The 21268-nt window shown below is 39.6% G+C and carries 19 protein-coding genes and 1 pseudogene; 8 read left to right on the top strand and 12 right to left on the bottom strand.

What is annotated here, in order from left to right:
- Positions 1–217: 217 nt before the first annotated feature.
- Entirely contained in the window at positions 218–997 is a 780-nt protein-coding gene (locus AMD27_RS01390) for an IclR family transcriptional regulator (protein ID WP_067655336.1), read from the top strand.
- A 40-nt stretch (positions 998–1037) separates the two neighbouring features.
- On the opposite strand, the gene AMD27_RS01385 is transcribed toward AMD27_RS01390, so the two are convergent.
- Positions 1038–1658, bottom strand: a complete 621-nt coding sequence (locus AMD27_RS01385; protein WP_067655333.1) for an alpha-ketoglutarate-dependent dioxygenase AlkB family protein — start codon at positions 1656–1658, stop codon at positions 1038–1040.
- A 135-nt stretch (positions 1659–1793) separates the two neighbouring features.
- On the opposite strand from AMD27_RS01385, the pseudogene AMD27_RS01380 reads away from it, so the two are divergent.
- Positions 1794–3595 (top strand): annotated as a pseudogene (locus AMD27_RS01380) (ABC transporter ATP-binding protein).
- Positions 3596–3600: 5 nt separating this feature from the next.
- Here the strand turns inward: AMD27_RS01380 and AMD27_RS01375 are convergent.
- The 6 genes from AMD27_RS01375 to AMD27_RS01350 all read right to left on the bottom strand — a co-directional run bounded on the left by AMD27_RS01375 (position 3601) and on the right by AMD27_RS01350 (position 8943).
- Entirely contained in the window at positions 3601–3849 is a 249-nt protein-coding gene (locus AMD27_RS01375) for a hypothetical protein (RefSeq protein WP_067655331.1), read from the bottom strand.
- 162 nt (positions 3850–4011) lie between these two features.
- The gene (gene pgsA / locus AMD27_RS01370) at positions 4012–4599 is read right to left on the bottom strand and encodes a CDP-diacylglycerol--glycerol-3-phosphate 3-phosphatidyltransferase (protein ID WP_067655326.1); all 588 of its coding nucleotides are present in this window, start codon (positions 4597–4599) and stop codon (positions 4012–4014) included.
- 105 nt (positions 4600–4704) lie between these two features.
- Entirely contained in the window at positions 4705–5499 is a 795-nt protein-coding gene (locus AMD27_RS01365) for a thioesterase family protein (protein ID WP_067655322.1), read from the bottom strand.
- A gap of 97 nt (positions 5500–5596) precedes the next feature.
- Positions 5597–7396 (bottom strand): excinuclease ABC subunit UvrC, encoded by a 1800-nt coding sequence (gene uvrC, locus AMD27_RS01360; protein WP_067655319.1) that lies wholly within the window; start codon positions 7394–7396, stop codon positions 5597–5599.
- Positions 7397–7610: 214 nt separating this feature from the next.
- On the bottom strand, positions 7611–8150 hold the full coding sequence (locus AMD27_RS01355; protein ID WP_150115739.1) for a hypothetical protein: 540 nt from the start codon (positions 8148–8150) through the stop codon (positions 7611–7613).
- A 169-nt stretch (positions 8151–8319) separates the two neighbouring features.
- Positions 8320–8943, bottom strand: a complete 624-nt coding sequence (locus tag AMD27_RS01350; protein ID WP_067655314.1) for a PH domain-containing protein — start codon at positions 8941–8943, stop codon at positions 8320–8322.
- Between the two features lie 844 nt (positions 8944–9787).
- Here AMD27_RS01350 and fadB point away from each other — a divergent pair.
- The 4 genes from fadB to AMD27_RS01325 all read left to right on the top strand — a co-directional run bounded on the left by fadB (position 9788) and on the right by AMD27_RS01325 (position 15111).
- Positions 9788–11941 (top strand): fatty acid oxidation complex subunit alpha FadB, encoded by a 2154-nt coding sequence (gene fadB, locus AMD27_RS01340; RefSeq protein WP_067655308.1) that lies wholly within the window; start codon positions 9788–9790, stop codon positions 11939–11941.
- A 12-nt stretch (positions 11942–11953) separates the two neighbouring features.
- Complete coding sequence (gene fadA / locus AMD27_RS01335) at positions 11954–13126, top strand: acetyl-CoA C-acyltransferase FadA (RefSeq protein WP_067655305.1); 1173 nt, start codon at positions 11954–11956, stop codon at positions 13124–13126.
- 151 nt (positions 13127–13277) lie between these two features.
- A complete protein-coding gene (locus tag AMD27_RS18970) occupies positions 13278–13619 on the top strand; it encodes a hypothetical protein (protein ID WP_228140691.1) in 342 nt (113 codons plus the stop codon).
- Positions 13620–14007: 388 nt separating this feature from the next.
- Positions 14008–15111: an ImmA/IrrE family metallo-endopeptidase gene (locus tag AMD27_RS01325; RefSeq protein WP_067655302.1), complete on the top strand. Its 1104-nt coding sequence runs from the start codon at positions 14008–14010 to the stop codon at positions 15109–15111.
- A gap of 31 nt (positions 15112–15142) precedes the next feature.
- Here the strand turns inward: AMD27_RS01325 and AMD27_RS01320 are convergent, their stop codons facing one another.
- The 3 genes from AMD27_RS01320 to AMD27_RS01310 all read right to left on the bottom strand — a co-directional run bounded on the left by AMD27_RS01320 (position 15143) and on the right by AMD27_RS01310 (position 18503).
- Complete coding sequence (locus tag AMD27_RS01320; protein WP_067655299.1) at positions 15143–15652, bottom strand: hypothetical protein; 510 nt, start codon at positions 15650–15652, stop codon at positions 15143–15145.
- Between the two features lie 276 nt (positions 15653–15928).
- Positions 15929–17260 (bottom strand): GGDEF domain-containing protein, encoded by a 1332-nt coding sequence (locus AMD27_RS01315; protein WP_067655296.1) that lies wholly within the window; start codon positions 17258–17260, stop codon positions 15929–15931.
- A 496-nt stretch (positions 17261–17756) separates the two neighbouring features.
- Positions 17757–18503 carry a hypothetical protein gene (locus AMD27_RS01310; RefSeq protein ID WP_150115738.1) on the bottom strand — a complete coding sequence of 249 codons (747 nt, stop codon included), beginning with the start codon at positions 18501–18503 and terminating at the stop codon, positions 17757–17759.
- Between the two features lie 424 nt (positions 18504–18927).
- Between AMD27_RS01310 and AMD27_RS01305 the strand changes: the two genes are divergently transcribed.
- A complete protein-coding gene (locus tag AMD27_RS01305; protein ID WP_067655290.1) occupies positions 18928–19629 on the top strand; it encodes a DsbA family oxidoreductase in 702 nt (233 codons plus the stop codon).
- 121 nt (positions 19630–19750) lie between these two features.
- Here AMD27_RS01305 and AMD27_RS01300 read toward each other — a convergent pair whose 3' ends face one another.
- The gene (locus AMD27_RS01300) at positions 19751–19951 is read right to left on the bottom strand and encodes a dodecin family protein (RefSeq protein ID WP_067655287.1); all 201 of its coding nucleotides are present in this window, start codon (positions 19949–19951) and stop codon (positions 19751–19753) included.
- Between the two features lie 533 nt (positions 19952–20484).
- Between AMD27_RS01300 and AMD27_RS01295 the strand changes: the two genes are divergently transcribed.
- Positions 20485–20727: a glycine zipper family protein gene (locus AMD27_RS01295; protein WP_067655284.1), complete on the top strand. Its 243-nt coding sequence runs from the start codon at positions 20485–20487 to the stop codon at positions 20725–20727.
- A gap of 143 nt (positions 20728–20870) precedes the next feature.
- Here AMD27_RS01295 and AMD27_RS19265 read toward each other — a convergent pair whose 3' ends face one another.
- A complete protein-coding gene (locus AMD27_RS19265; RefSeq protein WP_265733172.1) occupies positions 20871–20993 on the bottom strand; it encodes a hypothetical protein in 123 nt (40 codons plus the stop codon).
- Positions 20994–21268 lie beyond the last annotated feature (275 nt).

Here is a 21268-nt window from a genome sequence, read left to right as displayed (position 1 = left end):
ACATTTTAAGTCAATAAAAATATCTTATTATGATAATTTACCTAATTATATGCTTAATTATAATTAAAATATACAATGTTTTATCACCTAAATTGGGTTTTCTTGAGTTCACTACACACGATCAAACGATGTTAAGAAAGCTCTGCATGCACCTCATTTTTTTGTTATAAACTAGATATGATTTTGATTTAATATTATTTTCTCCTCATAGGTAAATATGGCACTTTCTAGTTTTGGTAAGATTCTCACCGTTTTAGATTTATTTTCGGTGGATCGTCCTGTCATTAATGTCGACATCATTAGCCAAGAACTTGGCCTGTCTACACCGACCAGTTATCGATATTTAAAAGAACTGGTTTCTGCTGAATTATTACAACGCTTAAGGGGAACGTCAGGCGATTACACTTTAGGGTCTAAAATTGCGGTATTGGATTACATTTCACGCACTACTGACCCTTTGGTTCAGATCAGCATTCCATTTATGCAAGAGATTGTAGAGCGTACTGAATTCTGTTGTTTACTGACGCATTTGAATTATGACTTCTGCATAGATATTCATCATGAGCTCTATAAAGATGTGAAATTACTGTCCTATGGTCGTGGTGCACCACGCCCTATTTTTGTGGGTTCATCACCGAAAGTCATCATGTCTCATCTGCCCAAGCAGAAATTACTCGATTATTACCAACGTTTTGATGAGCAGTTCAAATCTGTGGGGTTTGCCAGCGATGAAAATGCGTTCATGATCAAAATGAAAAAAATCAAAAAGCAGGGTTTTTATTTTTCAAATGGTGAGCTAAATCCAAATATCGCGGGATTATCTGTTCCAATTAACTTCTCGAGCAAAGAGCCCCCTCTGGCATTAACCCTATTGGCCTCGAAAAATCGCTTTGAGTTCATCGATCAAAATAAAATGATTGCAATACTGCATGAAAATGCGGCTTTAATTGAGAAAAAATGTATTGAAATCTCTGCGCATGAAAACGTGCTCAACTAACTCCCAAGCTATTTTTTCTGAAGATATCTACGCTTGCCGGTTACTTCGGATAAAAGTAGCGAAAAGTCAGATTAATCCGAGGCTCGATAATTTTGCTGGATTTGGCAATCATATGTTTCCAGTACTCTTGTGTTTGCCCTTTCATCACGATTAATTGACCTGAATATAAAAGTAGATCAACCGTTTCCGCTGTGATTTTATGTTTAAAACGGAACTTTCGAGCTACACCCAAACTTAAAGATGCAATGACCGTTCCATGTTCAGTCGAACGTAAAGACGCTTCGTTATCACTGTGCCAGCCCATGCCTTGTTTGCCATGTTCATAGAGATTTGCAAGGCATGAATTAAACGAATGTCCTGTCATGTATTCAATCTGCTGTTTCAGCTTAAGCAATAACGGATGCCACGACTGAGCTTGCTTTGACATACCTGAGTAATCATATTGATAGTCAGCATCGCCATACCAAGCCACTTTTCGATCGGTCTTAAAGTATTGACCATACAACATGACTTCATCTGGCTGCCATGCCAAAAATTGATAAAAATAATCAAAATATTGCTGACATTCATCTGCATCCAAAATTAAGCCATAGTCTTTCACCACCCCATCATAAGGCAACAAATTGTCGTGGGCTTCAGGCGCAAATAATTCAAGATTCATGCTTTAACCTTACAGTTCATTCGACTTCATGTTAAACGAAATGTCTCATTCACAATTTAAAACATTGTATATGCTTGTGAGGCTTTATTTTCAGGCTTAGACTACACTTAAATCTGATAATAAAAACAATCGCTTATGAATCTATGGTTGTTATTTCAAAAACTAAAACCTTTTGTAAGACCTTATAAACTGCTGGTTATTGCAACGCTTATTCTGACCTTGATCGGCTCACTGACCGCGCAGGTCAACGCCCTAACTTTGCAATATGCGGTCGACAGCATCAATGCCTTAGTTGAAGCAGGACAAGGCTTAGCGGCGGGTTGGAACATTCTGATTACCATCACCGTGATTTTACTGGGCAAAGAAATTATCAATGCCTTGGTACAGTTCGGTCAGAAGTTTTATGGCGAAAAACTTAGAATCTTGGTCTCACAAGATTTAGCCCAAGGAATTATTGTTAAATTCCTCACTTATCGACTGGCTTTTTTTAACCAAGAAAACAACCAAGCGGGCAAATTACAAACTCGTATAGACCGAGGAATTGGTTCACTGACCCGCTTGGTTCAAATCTTTTTTATTGATATTCTGCCGTTATTTACCAGTGCCTTTGTGGCACTTGGCCTGATGTTTTATGCCAATGTCTATGTCGGTTTGGTTGCACTGAGTATTGTACCGATTTACTTCTGGCTGACTTTTAAACAAGCGCAAAAACTGGGCGGATGGCGACGTAATTTACGTGATGGTCGTGAGAAAAAAAGCCAAGGCATTTTAAGCATTATTAACTCAATCACTGTCATTAAGTCTTTTAACCGTGAGTCGATTGAATCGGATAAACAACTCAAGCTTCAGCGCGAACTGACAGACAACCAAATGCAGACACGTCAAACCAGTTTTATTTTTGATGGGGTGAAAACTTTTATTGAACAAATTGGGATTGTACTGATCATTATTTTGACTGCTTATTTTGTCCTCGATGGGCAAATGAGTATTGGGATGATCATGTTCCACGTGCTGTTGTTTAACAACGTCTCTGCGCCGATTCGCTCGCTGCATCGTATCTATGATGAAATTAATGATGCCATGATTTACTCAGAAAGCTTTTTTCAAATTTTGGAAGCCGATCACGAGATTGAATCCAGTGGCTCAAATAAACCTCAAATTTCAGGGCAATTTCAGCTTAACAACGTCAATTTTTCTTATCCCAATGGTCATCAGGCTTTGCATGATATCCACATGACCATTCGCCCGAACAAAATCACCGCCTTGGTCGGACTCTCGGGTGCGGGTAAATCCACACTCATCAGCTTATTGGACAAGTTTTATCAGCCTGATTCAGGTCAGATTTTACTCGATGGTGTCGATATTGAAGACATGGACACCCAATATTTACGCGATCATATTGGGCTGGTGCTGCAAAAAAACCATATTTTCCAAGGTTCAATTTTTGAAAATATCCGCTATGGCAAAACCGATGCCAGCCTTGAAGATGTGGAACATGCGGCACGTAAAGCTTCAATTCATGATCAGATTTTACAACTTCCAGATGCCTATGATGCAGATGCACTGATGCTCTCGGGGGGCAGCAACAGCGGATTGCACTGGCGCGAATGTTCCTGAAAAACCCACCGATTATCTTCCTTGATGAGCCGACCGCAAGTCTCGATGCGATTGCGTCCGAGCAGATCAAGCAAAGCTTGGATGAGATTAAACAAGGTCGAACCGTGATCATGATTTCACACAGTCTTTCACAAATCATTGACGCCGATTATACCTATGTCATGAAAGAAGGACGTATTGTGGAACACGGCGAACATGATCAGCTGTACCAAATGAATGGCAGTTATAAAGAAATTTTTGATGCGATGGCAAAAAGCCTCAACATCGAAAAAATTGCCAAGACCTTTGAAGATGATGCTGAGGAAGAAACCCACAGTTAGGCGCATTATTCGTAGGAGGATTTATCTAGTGTATGTCGAACATAGGCTCGATATTCCTCTGAATAGGAAATCTCTAAACAACGCATCAAATAAGCAGGTATGCTTACGCCTTTATACCCACCTAGATCCTCTTTTAATTTTTGATCAATATATTTTTCAACATAATCCGCTGTCTTAATGCCATGGTTCCCAATTTGGAAATATCCACCCATTGCATTATCTGCTTCCTCTTTATAACGTTCAGCTTTAGACAAACAATATGCATACCGTGACTATGCAAATATTCTTTTGTTCTTGGTTCATCATGTGTATAACTATAAGTGCTAAACAGTAGGCTTAAGCCTAATATTATTTTTGTGATATTCATTATTTTTCTCAGTAAAAAAGCCCCGAGATCGGAGCTTTATCATTATTCATCAAGGTTGTTTTAGGTACGGCCAAGCTGCTTTTAAATAAATAAACATCGACCAAAGCGTCAAAATCACAGCGGTATAAAGCAGACCATAAGCCAACAGTTCAAGCGGCTGCCAATTCAGTAAAAATACTGAAATCGCAATCATCTGAAACGCAGTTTTATATTTACCCACCGCGGATACAGCCACGTTGGTACGAGCACCAAGCTCTGCCATCCATTCACGCAGTGCAGACACCGTAATTTCACGTGAAATAATCACAATCGCAGCAAATGCCATGGAAATGGTCGGTTCCCATTGCACCAGTACAATCAGTGCAGCAGCAACCATCAGCTTATCTGCTACAGGGTCAAGGAAGCGACCAAATGCAGAGGTTTGATTTAAAGTCCGCGCCAAATAGCCATCGAACCAATCTGTGATGGCTGCCACCACAAAAATACCGGTCAGAATAATATGACGCGTCATACTTCCTTCATGCCCACCTACACCAATTGCAGGAGGCCAATACGCGATAATCAAAAACACAGGAATTAACGCAATACGTGCTAGCGTCAAGATATTTGGAATATTCAGGATGCGACCTGTAGACATAGACACCGCCAGTTTGCCCCCTCATTGCTGATTCACTGAGCAATAAAAACTTGAGCTTTGATTCTTGAATTGGCTTACTTTAAACGATTCAGTACCGACTGTCGACTAGGCAAAAACAGTAACTGTTTGTCTTGAAATAGCAATTAAGCGGTTTTCGGCATCCCATATATGCGCATATTCTGTGGCATAGCCATTTTCTGCATGGTCAGTGAAGACCTTATATTTAAACCAATCTAAACGTTGATACGCAATTGGACCCAGCAAGGTAATGTACCAAGACAATGAACTTCCCGGCGCAGGCTGTTTCAATACATTAAATGCACCGCCTGGCCAGATATCCAGCAAAGTCACCAAGTCAGCAGCAGTCATGGGGTCATTGTTAAACTGAGCTTCATCAAAACGAAACCACCCGCCAAAGTCCGGCTGCTCTGCCCCTGAACACGGATATGCCCCTTCCGCCCAAGCCAGTTGAAAATTTTGATAGCACTGTGGCATTAAGGCATTAAAGGGTAAGATCAACAAATCTTCTACAGGTGGGTAATTCGGTGCAACCCGTTGCTGCTGTATATCGAGGTTAGAACTGCGCTCTAACCCAAAACTTGCCAGCAAAATACTTTGCACGGCATCATCTTGCCAAATGCGTGCTTCGACCGTGGTGACAAACTTGCCTTGTCTGAGTACCTCAACGGTAATTTTCACGGGTGCTTCTTTGACAGGACCAACAAAGGTCACACTGGTACTCAGCAGTCGCTTATTGGGATCATTGACTGCCAAAGTCGCCTTATGAATCATCATGCCTGTGGTCAAGCCCCCATAAATGGTGCGTCCTTGTAACCAGCCTTTAGGAATGTCGACCCACTCTTGATGCTCAATCTGATGAAATAATTGGCGAAATGGCATATGCTGTCCTGCAAATTGAACATGAACTTCATCATGCGTACTTTAGCGATTCAGGTAAATGATCAATGACTCATGCGTCAATGAGCATTTTGGCAAATCACTCATGCAACACTTTATACACCGTTCGAGCCATCACCCCACCTAATCCTGGCACCAATTTCAAATCATTTTCAGAGGCCTTGAGCACCCCCTGAATGCCCCCAAAATGGGTTAAAAGATCACGACGACGCTTTGGACCCAAACCTGGAATGACTTCAAGCACGGAGCCTGCACGGCGCTTGTCACGCTTCGCACGGTGCTTGGTAATGGCGAAACGGTGTGCTTCATCGCGTACCTGCTGAATCAAATGCAAGGCTTTATGGTCTTCAGGTAATTGCACCTTGGTCCCATCGGTAAAGTGTAAAGTCTCTAAGCCCGGTTTACGTCCTTCACCCTTGGAGACCCCTACAATAAATGCATCTAAGCCGAGTTCGTTCATCACATCCATGGCCATATGCAACTGCCCTTTACCGCCATCGATGAGTAACAAATCGGGCAACATGGCTTTTTTATAGCGTCGCGTTAGGGCTTGGCGCATTGCGGCATAGTCATCACCACCGGTAATATCTTCAATTGAAAATTGGCGATAGTCGCGTTTTCTGACACCACCTGAATCAAACACCACACATGAGGCAATGGTCGCCTCACCCATGGTATGGGAAATATCAAAGCACTCAATACGATCTACAGGGCGACCTAAAATCTGTTCTAACTGATGAAAGCGTTCATTTAACTCAAAATGATTGGCCAGCTGTCCTTTTATGGCATGCTGCACATTCATATTGGCAAGCTCTAACCATTCAGCGCGGGTCTCTCGAACGCTGTGTTTAATCTGAACTTTTTTATCGAAGGCTTGTTTGAGGGCTTCTTCCATATCTTTACTGTTGGGTAAAGCCGTATTCACTATCAATTCATTGGGCACTTCGTCTGCCACCTGAAAATAAAAGTTTGCCATAAAGTCAGACAGCATTTGTCCTAAGTCATCACCCATCATGTCTGGGAAGTAACTTTTACCACCCAGCATTTTACCATTACGTACATGCATAATTTGCACACAGGTCACCCCAGCGTGATAGGCAATTGCCAGAATGTCCGCCTCACCTTTGACTTTATAAATGGCTTGTTGGGTCTGTACGTCGCGTAGCAGCGCCATACGGTCACGGTAAAATACCGCTTTTTCAAACTCTAAGGCTTCCGCGGCGGCTTCCATTTTACTGATCAACTCTTGGTTGAGTTCTTTGGTGTCGCCTTGCAAAAAACGAATCGAATTGTCCACATCATCTTTATAGTCTTGCGGAGAAATCAGTCCAACACAGGGCGCACTACAGCGTTTAATTTGATACTGCAAACATGGGCGCTTACGCTGAGCAAAATAGTTATTTTCACATTGACGCACATTAAACAGCTTTTGTAACACCACCAAAGTATCTCTGGCGTTATAGGCACTTGGATACGGCCCAAAAAACTTTCCAACATGATGTTTGCCCTTGCCTCGTCCACTGGCAATGCGTGGATACGGTTTATCTGCGGAGACAAAGATATATACATAGGATTTGTCATCGCGCAGCATGATGTTATACGGTGGACGATGCAGTTTGATCAGATTTTGCTCAAGCAGCAGTGCTTCCGTTTCAGAGCGAACGATTAGCGTTTCAATGTCATAAATACGAGCAACCAAGGCCAAGGTTTTAGGATGTTCTATATTTTTGACAAAATAACTCGACACACGGTTTTTGAGATTTTTGGCTTTACCCACATACAACAGTTCACCCGATTTACCCAGCATGCGATACACGCCCGGCAAAGTGGTCATATGAGCTAAAATCTTGTTGATATGGTCCCGCGCATTTTCGTTCACATTGAGCCTTGGTCAAAGAGATAGGATGTATGAGATATATAATGTGATGCTCATTTATCCATTTTCAAGCAATTTTTTTGGATGAGTGTCAAATGACAACCCTATATTGATCTGTATGAACTAGGGAACAAAACTATGTCGCTAAAACCTTCAATAAAACCCAAGCCACTTTTATCGACTAAAATATATCTGCCTAAATTTGTCTGTTGAACATTTACTGGCTAAAACTGTCTGGCATCAAGGTGATATGAATCGCTGTATCAGTTATAAATTCAAAAATCTGATCTTGAGTCAGCACGATATAGGATTTGATTAAATCCACATAAATCGACTCACTCTCTACGTTAAACTGATCCAACAATTGCGACTGACCGGTCTTTAAAAGCCATGCTTTTCCATCAAATTTTTGAGTCGCCAAAGTGTGAAAAGCACAACCTTCTTCTATCATCCGAAAGCACAAGACGTGCTCACACCTGAGCAGCGTCTTAAGTGCGCCAAATTGTAAAGTAATCTGAAATTGGCATCCATCAAACTTAAATGTATCGAGGTATGGAATTCGATCGTTATCCATGGTGTCTACAGCTTCCCACAATGGATATGCTGAATGAATGCTCGTCTGGTTAGTGCTTGAATAATTAGACGGATTGGCACATAAATAATCTCGCTCAGGGTCTATCCCCTCCAAGCCTAGATCACTAAGCGCAATATCAAACACCTTAGCTTGCTGATAAAGTAAGGATATGACTTCATACATGGCCATCGAATAACCAAGCTCATAATCCCCTGAGATTTTTGCTTAATCGAAGCATCTGCTTTTTCTATTAATCCTTCACATATATCTGTCAGATAAGCAGTAATTTTAGTCTCTTGACGCATCGTCTAAATGTCCAAAAAAGAACGCCCTTAAGCGCTTTTTTAGTATTTTAATTTTTCAAATAGCGCTCAAAGACTTCCGAAAAATCATAATTCTCTATCTGCTTAATCCGCTGATTGGCGTACTCTTCCACTTGCTGTGCAGTCTGGTTAATAATTTCGGGTAAATTTAAAATAGCCTGTTCACTCAGCTCACGTAAGTTAAACATTTTTTGCACGTTATCTGTGCTTTGCAATAAAACACCCCGTTTACGATTGATCTCTTTACAGGTTTCACCAATGGTAAATAAAGCTTTATACAGGTCACGAATTTTTTCAATTTGCTTTTTATCAATATCAATTGAAAAAGTTTGCTCACCCAACTGAAATTTGATTTCCGCATCCAAATCTACCGTACCTGCGGTTTCTAAAAGCACATTTTTGATCGGATTGTGTTTATACAAATAACGATACAGCATTCGTTTTTTACTCATGGCACTTTTGCCATCTAGATGCATAAACGCCACGTTGGTGAAACAGTACTCGTCGGTTTTGCTTTTGATCACAAAGAAGATTTTTTCATTGTCTTCATGGAAAATATAATCATCAATATCGGTTTTATTAAAATCTTGCGGTTCAATAATGGTGCCAATATCACTGGTACCCATCATCTCCGAAGCTAAATTTTTAAACATTATTGTTCCAAGTCTTTTATAAATTATGTGATCAAATTAAAAAAATAATCCAAACAACGCAATATCATATTTGTTATCAAAAATTGCATATCAGATCGCATGATCTCTAGCTTCTGTCATCGTTTAAATAGCATCAGAGCATATGAATATGCTCAAGAAAATCTGCAACATTGAGCGCCGTTTTAAAGATCACAGCAGATCATAGGGTGTTGAAGGCTGAGCTGAATATTTGAAGCTGATGAATATAAACAAACCTCTGCTTTAAGACCCAAGTTTCATCACTCAGCTTAAGCTTGTATTGCCACCACCCAAAACAGATGTCATCTCAAGTCTTGATATCTTAAAGCCCTCCATCCAAGGTCTTGCAAGGTCTTGATATACCATGTCTTCACAGCCATTGCCTCTATCCAGATTTAAGATGATATAAGACCAATTTAAAACTGGTTTTAACTTTGAATTGAGCGATTCCATCTCATTCGAAAGGCTTTTTTCAGCGATTTAAGCTGATCATTTTGAGTCAATTGACTTTTTTGACAGCTTTTAAATTTCGAAAATGCTTGTAATTGAGTACTTCTCCCCGATATAAGTTAGTGAGCTTTACATGAAAATGCCAATTGAAACAAAAGCTTTACATTATTCAATGAAGAACAATAGCGGGCAGGCGTATGGCATGTCAGGGTTTGGCTTAGAAAAATAGATGACCCTTGCGTCACGGCTTGATACAACTTGTTATGTTCTTTTTCGATATAGTTATCGTAAGATTAGCGAAGTAAAAGTGCGCAGGAAATACGCACTCGCTTCAAAACATCAACTTAGAAGTCCTCCAAAAAAAGGAGATCAGGGCATGATCCACGCTGGCAATGCCATTACCGTCCAAATGCTTGCGGACGGAATTGCAGAATTCCGCTTTGACTTACAAGGTGAGTCGGTTAACAAATTCGACCGTGCAACAATTGAAGATTTTAAAGCTGCTATTGCAGCTGTTCAATCAAACGCTGAGATCAAAGGTCTTGTCGTAACCTCTGGCAAATCTACGTTTATCGTAGGTGCTGACATCACTGAATTTGGTGAAAACTTCGCTCAAGGTACAGATAAAATTGTTGAATGGGCAATGCCTGTTCACGAAATTTTCAATAGTTTTGAAGATTTAAACATTCCGAAAGTCGCTGCAATCAATGGTATGGCATTGGGCGGCGGTTTTGAAATGTGTTTGGTGTGTGACTATCGCGTCATGTCACAAGCAGCACAAGTCGGCTTACCTGAGATCAAACTGGGCATCATGCCAGGCTTTGGTGGTACCGTTCGTTTAAGCCGTGTTATTGGTATTGACAATGCGGTTGAATGGATGGCAATGGCCAATCCTAAACGCCCTGATGCTGCGCTTAAAGACGGTGCGGTAGATGCTGTGGTTGCTGCGGACAAACTGCAAGACGCTGCTGTTGACTTGGTCAAACAAGCCATTGCTGGTCGTTTAGACTGGAAAGCAAAACGCCAAGAAAAATTAGACCCAATCAAGTTAAACCCACTTGAACAGATGATGGCATTTAACTCATCTCGTGGTGTGGTGCTTGCAAAAGCAAATCCTGCGCAATACCCTGCGCCAAAACTACTTCTTGATGCCCTTCAAGCGGGTGCAAGTTTAGGTCGTGATGACGCACTGCGACTAGAAGCTGAACATTTTGCAAAAGCGGCAGTCACTCCACAAGCAGGTGCATTAATTGGTCTTTTCTTAAACGACCAAGTCGTTAAGAAGACCTCTAAAAAACATGAAAAAGGTGCGCATCCTGTGAACCAAGCGGCTGTACTTGGCGCTGGGATCATGGGCGGTGGTATTGCTTACCAAGCGGCGAGCAAAGGCACACCAATCATCATGAAAGATATTGGTAATCCACAGCTTGCACTGGGTATGGCTGAAGCGAACAAGTTGTTGACCAAACAAGTTGAACGCAAAAAAATGACTGCGGCAAAAATGGGTGAAACCCTTGCACGTATCCGTCCGACTTTAAGCTTAGATGAGTTTAAAGAAGTGGATATCGTGATTGAAGCCGTCACAGAAAATCCAAAAATCAAAGAAGCGGTGCTTGCCGATACTGAAAAATCAGTGCGTGAAAACACCATCATTGCATCGAATACCTCGACGATTTCCATCACACGTTTGGCGAAAGCATTACAACGTCCTGAAAACTTCGTGGGTATGCATTTCTTTAACCCAGTTCACATGATGCCTTTGGTAGAAGTGATCCGTGGTGAGAAAACCTCTGATGAAGCCATTGCAACGACTGTAGTACTCGCTCAGAAAATGGGTAAAACCCCAATCGTTGTCAATGACTGCCCGGGCTTCCTTGTGAACCGCGTGTTGTTCCCTTACTTCGGTGCGTTTGATCTATTGCTTAAAGATGGTGCTGACTTCCAGCAAATTGATAAAGTAATGGAACGTTTCGGCTGGCCGATGGGACCTGCTTACCTCATGGACGTTGTCGGTATTGATACTGGCGTTCATGGCGCAGAAGTGATGGCTGAAGGCTTCCCAGACCGTATGAAACCAAGTTTCAAAGGTTCAATTCAAACCATGTACGAAGCAAAACGTTTGGGTCAAAAGAACGATGTTGGTTTCTACAAGTATGAACTTGACCGTAAAGGCAAAAAAGCCAAAGCTGTCGATGCCACTGCATATGACGTGATTGCGCCAGTCGTGACGGGTGAAAAACGTGAGTTTGATGCTCAGGAAATCATTGACCGTATGATGATTGCCCTGTGTAACGAAACCGTTCGTTGCCTAGAGGACAACATTGTTGCTACACCTGCGGAAGCAGATATGGCGATGATTATGGGTATTGGTTTCCCGCCTTTCCGCGGTGGTCCAGCTCGTTATATCGACCAAACAGGTGTTGCTGAATATGTTGCGCTTTGCGACAAATATGCACACTTAGGTAAAGCTTATGAAGCGCCACAATTGTTGCGTGACATGGCTGCTAACAACAAAAAATTCTACGGTTAAGGAGCAACGTGAATGGCTACTTTAAATCCACGTGACGTTGTCATCGTTGATGGCGTGCGTTCAGCAATGGGTAAAACCAAAAATGGTATGTTCCGTAACGTTCGTGCCGACAATTTATCTGCTGAATTAGTACGTGCTTTGGTTGCTCGTAACCAGTTTGATACAAACGAAGTTGAAGATGTCATCTGGGGCTGTGTGAATCAAACCCTAGAACAAGGTATGAACATTGGTCGTAACATTGCGTTATTGGCGGATTTACCTAAGACGGTTGCAGGTCAAACGGTTAACCGTCTGTGCGGTTCATCTATGCAAGCGATTCATACCGCTGCGGCGCAAATTGCGACCAACCAAGGTGATGTCTTCATCATTGGTGGTGTTGAGCATATGGGTCACGTGGGCATGATGCACGGTATTGACTTAAACCCACAAGCGTCTAAGCACTATGCAAAAGCGTCGAATATGATGGGCTTAACCGCTGAAATGCTCGGTCGTATGAACGGCATTACCCGTGAAGAGCAAGATGCGTTTGGTGTGGAATCTCACCGCCGTGCTTGGGCAGCAACGGAAGCAGGTCGTTTTAAGAATGAAATCGTGGGCATTGAAGGTCATGATGCGAACGGTTTACTTCAGCTTTGCGACATTGACGAAGTGATTCGTCCTGATGCCAACCTTGAAGCATTCAAGGGCTTACGTCCTGTGTTCGATCCTAAAGGTGGTACAGTGACTGCTGCAACATCTTCAGCGTTGTCTGATGGAGCTTCTGCTATGCTCTTGATGTCTTATGAGCGTGCTCAAGCTTTAGGTCTTAAGCCACGTGCTGTGATCCGCTCTATGGCGGTTGCAGGCTGTGATGCTGCGATCATGGGTTATGGTCCTGTACCTGCAACGCAAAAAGCGCTTAAACGTGCTGGCTTGACCATGGATGACATTCAAACTATTGAGTTAAATGAAGCGTTTGCTGCTCAAGGTCTTTCTGTAATGAAGGGTCTGGGTGTGTATGAGAAGCAAGACATCATTAACTTAAATGGTGGTGCGATTGCACTCGGTCACCCACTGGGTTGTTCTGGTGCGCGTATTACCACCACGCTGCTTAACGTGATGGAACAACAAGATACGCAAATTGGTCTTGCGACCATGTGTATTGGTTTGGGTCAAGGTATTGCGACGATTATTGAACGTGTTTAATTCATAAATACGTGACCAAAAAACCCCGCTAATTGCGGGGTTTTTTGTAACCAAAAATATTAATCAGTTGATTTGATTATTTATAAACCTACCTTTATGTTATAAAAACGATATCTACACTTTAAATCAGAAGTAAAACAGGGGGAATATTTTGTCAAATCATGAGCTTTTTCCAGATGAAGAACAAGAAAACTTCAAAACAGAGATTTTTGAAAATGAAGATGCGCATCAAAAGGCATTAGCATTAGTTTTTTTTGATTGTAATTTACTTTTCAAAGCTTTAACTACAGTAGATAACATCTTTGAATTAAAGGATGGTAATAATGATATGAAGTTTGTTTCTCGTGCTGGAGATTTCAAACAAGAAATTGGATTAGAACTAAAAAGATCCCTTAATAATGACTGGATATTTAAGAATATTGAAGGTCAAAAATGTTTAGTAAATGATAAAGAAAAAAGTGTATTTTATTCGCTTCAGCTAACGATGGTCTAGGTCATCCAGAATCTCAGCTAACAAGTACAAGCGCCAAAGGTATAAAAACTAAAGAAAAAATACATAAGAATTATGGTTCTTATGAAGATAAAGAAGCATACAAAACATGGATATGCTTTTATCCGTCAAGAAAGGATATAAACTACTCTAAAGAGGAAAGATCTAAGCTTAAAATTGAATTAGTTTTCCCAACGGCTTACACAATCGTTAAAGAAAAATTTGAGGAAAAGTATCTTGCTAAAGATTATCTGATAAGAATAATACTAAATAATCGAAACTCTAATAATGACTTTGAACCTAATTTAAGAAAATCTAGTCCAATAGATGCTACATCTAGTACAATTACTGAAGAGGATTTTCCTATTAATTTGAAAACTGGTTAGAGGAAATGCAAGTAATTGATCGAAGTAGATTAAAAATTGCGAAAGATTTACGTTGTTTATCAAATAAAGATTTCGCAAGTCTTTTAGGGTGTTCTGAACCTAAAATTCGTAAAATTTTAACTGACGAAAATTATCATATTAGTCATGAAGATTTCTCACACATAATGGAGAAATTAAATCTGCCTGCAAGTTTTTTTTCTGGTGAAGATAATCTTTCGTTAATTCAGACTTGTGACATTTTTTACAGATCTGCTGCAAGAATCAAAGCTGAATATAGAAATGCTAATGAAGCATATACATTATTAGCAAAAAAAATAAATTTTTATTTTGAACAAAAATTAACATTACCTAAATTTAGCTTTCCTGAGCTAGAGATATTTGAATCTGATCACCCCAAATTCCCTTCTAATATTGCTAACAATTTACGAGGATTTTGGGGTTTAGGTATTCAACCAATTAATAATATTATTGCTTTGCTTGAATTAAAAGGCTTTCGTGTATTTCGCCTACCTTTTGAAACAAAGCAGATGGATGCATTATCTTTCTTTGATGATCAAAGTGGAAATCCATTTGTATTTTTAAACGATTTTAAATCTTTTGAAAGACAACGATTTGATGCCGCTCATGAATTAGGTCATATGATCATGCATAAAGATGATAAGGCTGAATATAATCGTACAAAGGAAAGTGAAGCAGATCAGTTTGCATCTGAATTTCTTATGCCTTATCAAGGGTTTATTAGTAAAATACCTAGCAACTTAAGTATTCAGTCTATGATTGAATATAAAAAGCAATGGCGAGTTTCTTTAAAGGCTATTAATTACAGATCTCATAAACTAGATTTGATATCTGATTGGAACTATAAAAATAATTCGATCAGGATTAATTCTTATGGATATCACATTAATGAACCTGAACCAACCCATCGTGATCATTCTCTTTTATTTACTAAAATATTGAAAGTTTTATCAAGCGAACATAATTTTAGTATAAATAAGATGCTCGATGAAATGGGCATCTCTAAAAAAGACTTCAATGATTTAACTTTTAACTCGCTTGAAACTCTAGAGTTTTCAAAAACAAAACCTAAATTATATTTAGTAGAATAAGGCTCTTCGGAGCTTTAATCTTTTTATAGTTTTATTTAATACCATCACGCCACTGATCCCCCAACAATTGATTCAATCGCTGCTCATCAAAATTAATTTGAAGTACCCCACCGCCATTACGCACACCATTTAAAGCTCGATCACGGTCTATCCCCAATGGCTCAAGCATCTTAAAAATACCAGAACTTGGGTCAGCCGACTGTAAGCTTGACGCCACACTCAGCACATACTCTCGCTGCAAAGGTGAGAGCTGACTTAAGTCAGGCATGGTGGTTTGAGGCTGAACACTCACTGCCTTTGCTTGATGACCAATTTCATAATTTTGAAGCTCTTGCTCTTTTTTAATGATCTGATGCTGTAAAGCCTTACGAACTTTTCGATCTTCCTGAAAAGGTTGAACGGTCGTTAAAACTTCATCACGTAATTCATCATCCGCCATCATCTGAATTGTGGGTAAGCTCGTCAGATCCTCCGCATACACAGTAAAAAAAGATGAGCAGATCATCACGCATGTCATTAGAGATACTTGGGCAAGCTTCATAAACTGAACTCTTTAGATAAATGACGCAATACGTCTATACATGTACCGTACCTATGATTCTAGGAATGCATCATGGGGAGAAAAAGTACCATCTAAGTAGGCTACAACATTCATCTGCGGGATTCATCCATGCTCAGATAAACGGTTCAAGCTGTAAAAAAACCTGTGAAAAAGCTGTGAAATTGATGATCGAAACAGTGAAGTAAATAAGATTTTATTGGGGACATAGGTCCGTTCTTAGACATTATTTATCATTGAAAATGAAGTGACGACTTTCTAAGCGCTAAACACGTATTGATTTTTGCCGCGGGCCTTGGCTTCATACAGATTTTTATCGACTTTTTGGATTAAGGTTTCGTAATTTTGTAAGTCAAACTGCTCAAAAGTTGCTGCACCCATGCTCACATTGACTGGGAACTGGATGTCTTTATAGACGAAAGGTTTCTCACGACAGCGCTGCATAATGCGATGACAGAGTGCTTTGCAGTCGGCATCACTGCCGTTCTTGACCGCTACCAAAAACTCTTCCCCACCCCATCTTGAAATCATTTTGCTGCACACGTCTAATTCACGCAAAAGGTCAGAAATATGCTGAATCACCAAATCACCAATATGATGCCCATACTCATCATTGACCCTTTTAAAGTCATCAATGTCCAATAACAACAAGAAACCCTGTTGATAGCTCGAATCGGTGAGTACCTTTTCACGTACAAAGCGGCGATTCTTCAGCCCCGTCAACTCATCACTCAACATCATCCGCTCATAGGCTTCATACAGACGTTTATTGGTCAAATAAATTTCACAGACAATTAGGAATATAATCAGATAACTGCCCAGTGCCAAACGATAAGCACTGATTCGAGACAGCATATAGACTTGAGCTTCAGACCAATACTCCCCTGCCAAAGGCAAGGACACATAGGTGGTACAGATCAGCGTCAACAGTCCAATGAGCAAACAGAACTCACGCAAACCATGTTTCAATGCGAAATAACACATTAAAAAGGGCAAGATAAAGCAGGCATAAAAAATTTGGTCGATCGAAATAAAATACTGTGCAAGAAGCGCCAAACACACCAATGCATAATCTTGAAATGAAATGCGCTTCCAAGCCTGTATCCCAAACAAAATGCACATGACACCCAAACCCGTGGAAAACTGCTCGAGGAAATAGTCTAAAAACTCATAATAGTTTTTACCAAACTTAAAAATGAGCATGAACAGCAGCCCCCCCATCAAAGCGCTGATCACACTCGGCACAGCCAACACGATGGTGTGGTAATACTTCAGTTGTTGTGTACGGATTTTGACGAAATAATAGAGGTAATTAAATATCACCACTTGCACAGCACCAAGCGCACAGAGCAAGGCTTTGGTTTCTAAATCTTTGACAGGATCAATCAGCACAGACGCTGTAAATACCGCACTAAACGCAAAGATGAAGTTGAATATTTGACTGTGAATTATTTTTCGAAATTTAATTAAATAATAAGACGTGAAAACGTTAACCACCCAAATTGGGCTGATTAAAAAATCATGGGTGTAGCCAATTGAGATTGCCGACAATGCAAAAACGCTGAACCACAATACGATCAAATTCTTCATACGGTCTAAGGTCAAAATGAGTCATGCTGGAGGAATATTAAACGCAATAGCGCTATAAATTTCGGTGCTTCCAACAGGCTTCAAGGGTTGGGCTGGGGTTTTAGGTTTTCAATTGAACCTTTCAACGTCGTATTTTAACTCACTTTAATCAACTCAGCTTAGCAAGCGATATATTCGTACATACAAAATCAGTGAAGTCATTAAGACAGATACAGAGATTGGCTCTTAAGGTCATTTTCAAGAAGTCATCTTAAACGAATTCGAGCCAAATCAAATTCAACGTACTGTGTATCATCTTCCGATGATTAAACGTCATCCCTACTATGTCACCAACAATAAAGCATATTTTTAAATGATGAAATTTATTTTTTGATTTCAGTTAATTACAGTACTCATGCTGCTAAATATCGCACAAAAAAACAACCTTTTTGATACTTTCAAAATCATGATAATGACTGTCTCAGTACTCTGATTTTGAAATGCCCATGCATCCTGATTAATCTTTGACTTCAAATACCTTGGCATTTTGTCGCTTCAACTCATCAATTTGTGCCTGAAATTCTAAAATTTCTGCATATAAAATATTAAACTGACGCACTTGTACATCTTTGGCAAAAAGGAAGGTGTTACCTTTTCTCAGCCATTTATGGTTACGCAGTAAAGTAAACATCTCTTCGGCTTTAGCAATGATTTGCAGCTCAATTTGGAGTAGTGCAGTTTCGTCATTGTCTTGACGGCTGTACAACAACTTCTCTTTCATCGCATCCCGCATTTTGCCATCGATTTTTAACACATCCACATCTGCTAGAGCTTGAGTAAAAATTTGCTCATGCTTTTTTTGGTATTCAGTGGTGGCTTTACTCACCGTACTGAACATTTGATGCGTCTGTTGATAAGATGATTTCCGATCTTTTTCTAAACGCTCAGCATTTAAAAACTCATCCCACTGTGCTTGATCAAGCTGACGTAAATAGCTATTTCTTGCCTCAATGTTGTCCATCCAATAGCGCAAAATAAACTCAGATATAATTTTATAATCGCCTGCTAAGCGATCATCAGGCACTGTCATCTTTAAGGGCTGTTTCCAGTCCCTTGCCTGCACATACAAAGTTTCCATTTTTTCGGACATGACCTTGTCAAACACTTCACGATTGACCTCTGCCATTTGATTTTTTTCATGATAAAAAAAGTAGCCACAAAGTGACAAAATCAGAATAAAGATAAGAATCAAGAGACGGCGCATAAGCACCTCCACATCCGAAAGCCATTTTTCAATATCAAAAGAGCATTTACCTGTTAATTTTTTATGTTTAATAATTAGCCATTTTACATCATAAAGTTTTGACAAGCTTAACATTTTTCTATTTTATTCGGTTTACAAACACAGTTTATGAATATATTTTCTCATAATTATTAAACCCGCTACGTAATTTTAAGCGTGTACATTCACGTTCATATCGCCATTCCACATCGCATTCGATATGACATTCCATACTATCTTGAAAAAAGGACACCGAGCAGCCCATGTAATATAGACTGAACTTTGTATTTTTATTCAGCAATAGGCTCAGATTGGCCCCGCAATACACTCCGTTTTATTTTTAGCTCTTTAATTTTGTCGCAATCACCTTCACTATAGAGCAGATTATGATTCTTAGAGAACTGTTATGCGTGTAGATATTTGGTCTGATGTCGTTTGTCCGTTTTGTTATATTGGCAAAAAACGTTTAGAAAAAGCAGCTGAACAAGCAGGTATTGAACTTGAAGTGCATTGGCACAGTTATCAGCTTGACCAAAACGCACCACAGCGCCAAGAGACTTCCAACACTGAACGACTTGCGGCAAAGTACAATCGTAGTATTGAAGAAGTCGAACAAATGCAGCGCAATATTGCAGCAATGGCAAAGGAAGAAGGGATTGAATTTAACTGGGAAAAAGCCAATTCAGGCAATACCTTTAATGCACACCGTATTATTCACCTTGCACAAAGCCAAGGGTTAGGCTCAGAAGCCAAAGAAGCTTTTTTCTTTAGTTATATGACTCAAGGTTTGAGTATTGGTGAACGTGAAACTTTAGAAGATGTTGCAGCACGTATTGGTCTAAATCCAGTGGAAGTGGACAATGTTTTAGACTCAGATGAATTTTCAGACTTTGTAAAATTCGATGAAGAAGTGGCACGTGAACAGCTTAAAGTCACTGGCGTACCGTTCTTTGTCTTTGATCAACGTGTAGCACTTGCAGGCGCACAGCCCGTGAACATCTTTAAAGACGTGCTTGAAAAAGCAGTAGCTACGATTAAAGATGAAGATACTGAGCATGACGCTGCACCGCACTGCGACGATGATCAATGCGAAACATCTACATCTTAATCTAAAAAGCGCATTGATATGACTTTTTAGAGTCAATGTGAGTTTTTAGAAAGTCCATGAATAGCGCTTAAAAAAATCCCCGTCATGGGGATTTTTTTAATTTCATATTGATTCTAAAGATTTATTCAACCAAGAAACTAATCTTTAAATTGACACGGTACTCTGTGATTTTATTTTCTTTAATAATGACTTTTTGCTCATTGATCCAAGCACCCTGAACATTTTTTAAGGTTTCTGTGACCTTAGCGATACCAGTTTGGATCGCATCTTCAAAACTTTTAGTACTGCTCGAATTCACTTCAACGACTTTTGCTATTGCCATGTTATTGACTCTCTTTTAGTTGTAATTGAATCTTCATCTTAGATTAAAAAAACGGTGCTGTGTTTATGACGATGTTTAAAGTAACCATTTCATCATGCAAACTTACAGCTGGATTACATGTTGCCGTCTTCACTCTTTAGACCCACTCAATTAAAGACCTTTGATTACCAAATAATCAAAAATAGGATGCAGCGTTGCATGAATAGATCTATCAACACCTGAAGCTTTTTTATAAAATAGCAACAGATTTAAGTCACACCCTTTTGATTTTTATTGTTTTGATATCCGCGCTGTAGTTTCTAACTTTTTCTTATTTTATAAGATAAAACGCCTCCTTTTTAGGAGGTTTTTTATGACCTGAATGTAATGCTTCAATAGTGATTAAGTGCCAAAGCTTCTTTACGAAAGTTTTGCCTAAGTTACATCCCCACCACAAGCCACAACATAGTCGGTCTAGTGATGACCTACTTTTTTTGTTTAAATCCTATTTGAGCACGATGCATTTTAATCACTTAATTTTTGAGGGAATACGAATGACACATACGCCAAATCATAACCAAGCTGAGAACCAAATTCAGAATCATCTCAATGATGATACAACCCAGACGCCAAATTCGGTATCAAAAAAATCTCGTTTTTCACCCACCGTTAAAGGTGCACTCATTGGTGCTGCAGCAGGAAGTGTATTGCCTGTCTTTGGTACTATCAGTGGTGCCGTCATTGGTGCAGTGTCAGGTAAAATCTACGAGAAGAAATATTGCACTGCAAAGGTCTAAGCTTTATATAGAAGGTTTAGCCTTTTTATAAATTATACTTTGTTTTAATCGTGTAGGTTAAATCCAAGACACAACCGTATTGCTTGAATTATATAAGCAAGTGCGCAAATCTGCCGAATCTTATTACGCTTATTCTCTCTACATTAAGATGGAATAAGCGGTGCAAGGTTCGGCTTTTCTTGATCTAAAGCTTTATAACCGACAAATGCAGTTTCCATATGTGATTCATATGGACGATATCGTTCAAATGGGTAGTTAAATCTCAATCTTGATTACTTTTATTCTTAGATTACGTTCACTCACTTAATTAAAACAGTCATTTTAAGCTTATTGCTCAATACTCAGTTAAATAAAAACAAGACAACCATGAACATCCAAGCAATTTAGTCCATTTGAGTTACTTTTTTTGCTCCAATATTTATGCCATTTTAAAATGAACGTTTCGATAGCTACATTTTTCTGATTTATTTCCGAGCTTTTTTTTGATAAAACTAAAACAGTTATAAGTACTTAACACTTTTTTTATAAAAACCCCAAATTT

Source organism: Acinetobacter sp. TGL-Y2 (assembly GCF_001612555.1).
Classification (GTDB): domain Bacteria; phylum Pseudomonadota; class Gammaproteobacteria; order Pseudomonadales; family Moraxellaceae; genus Acinetobacter.
This window is presented reverse-complemented; position numbering and strand designations above follow the sequence as displayed.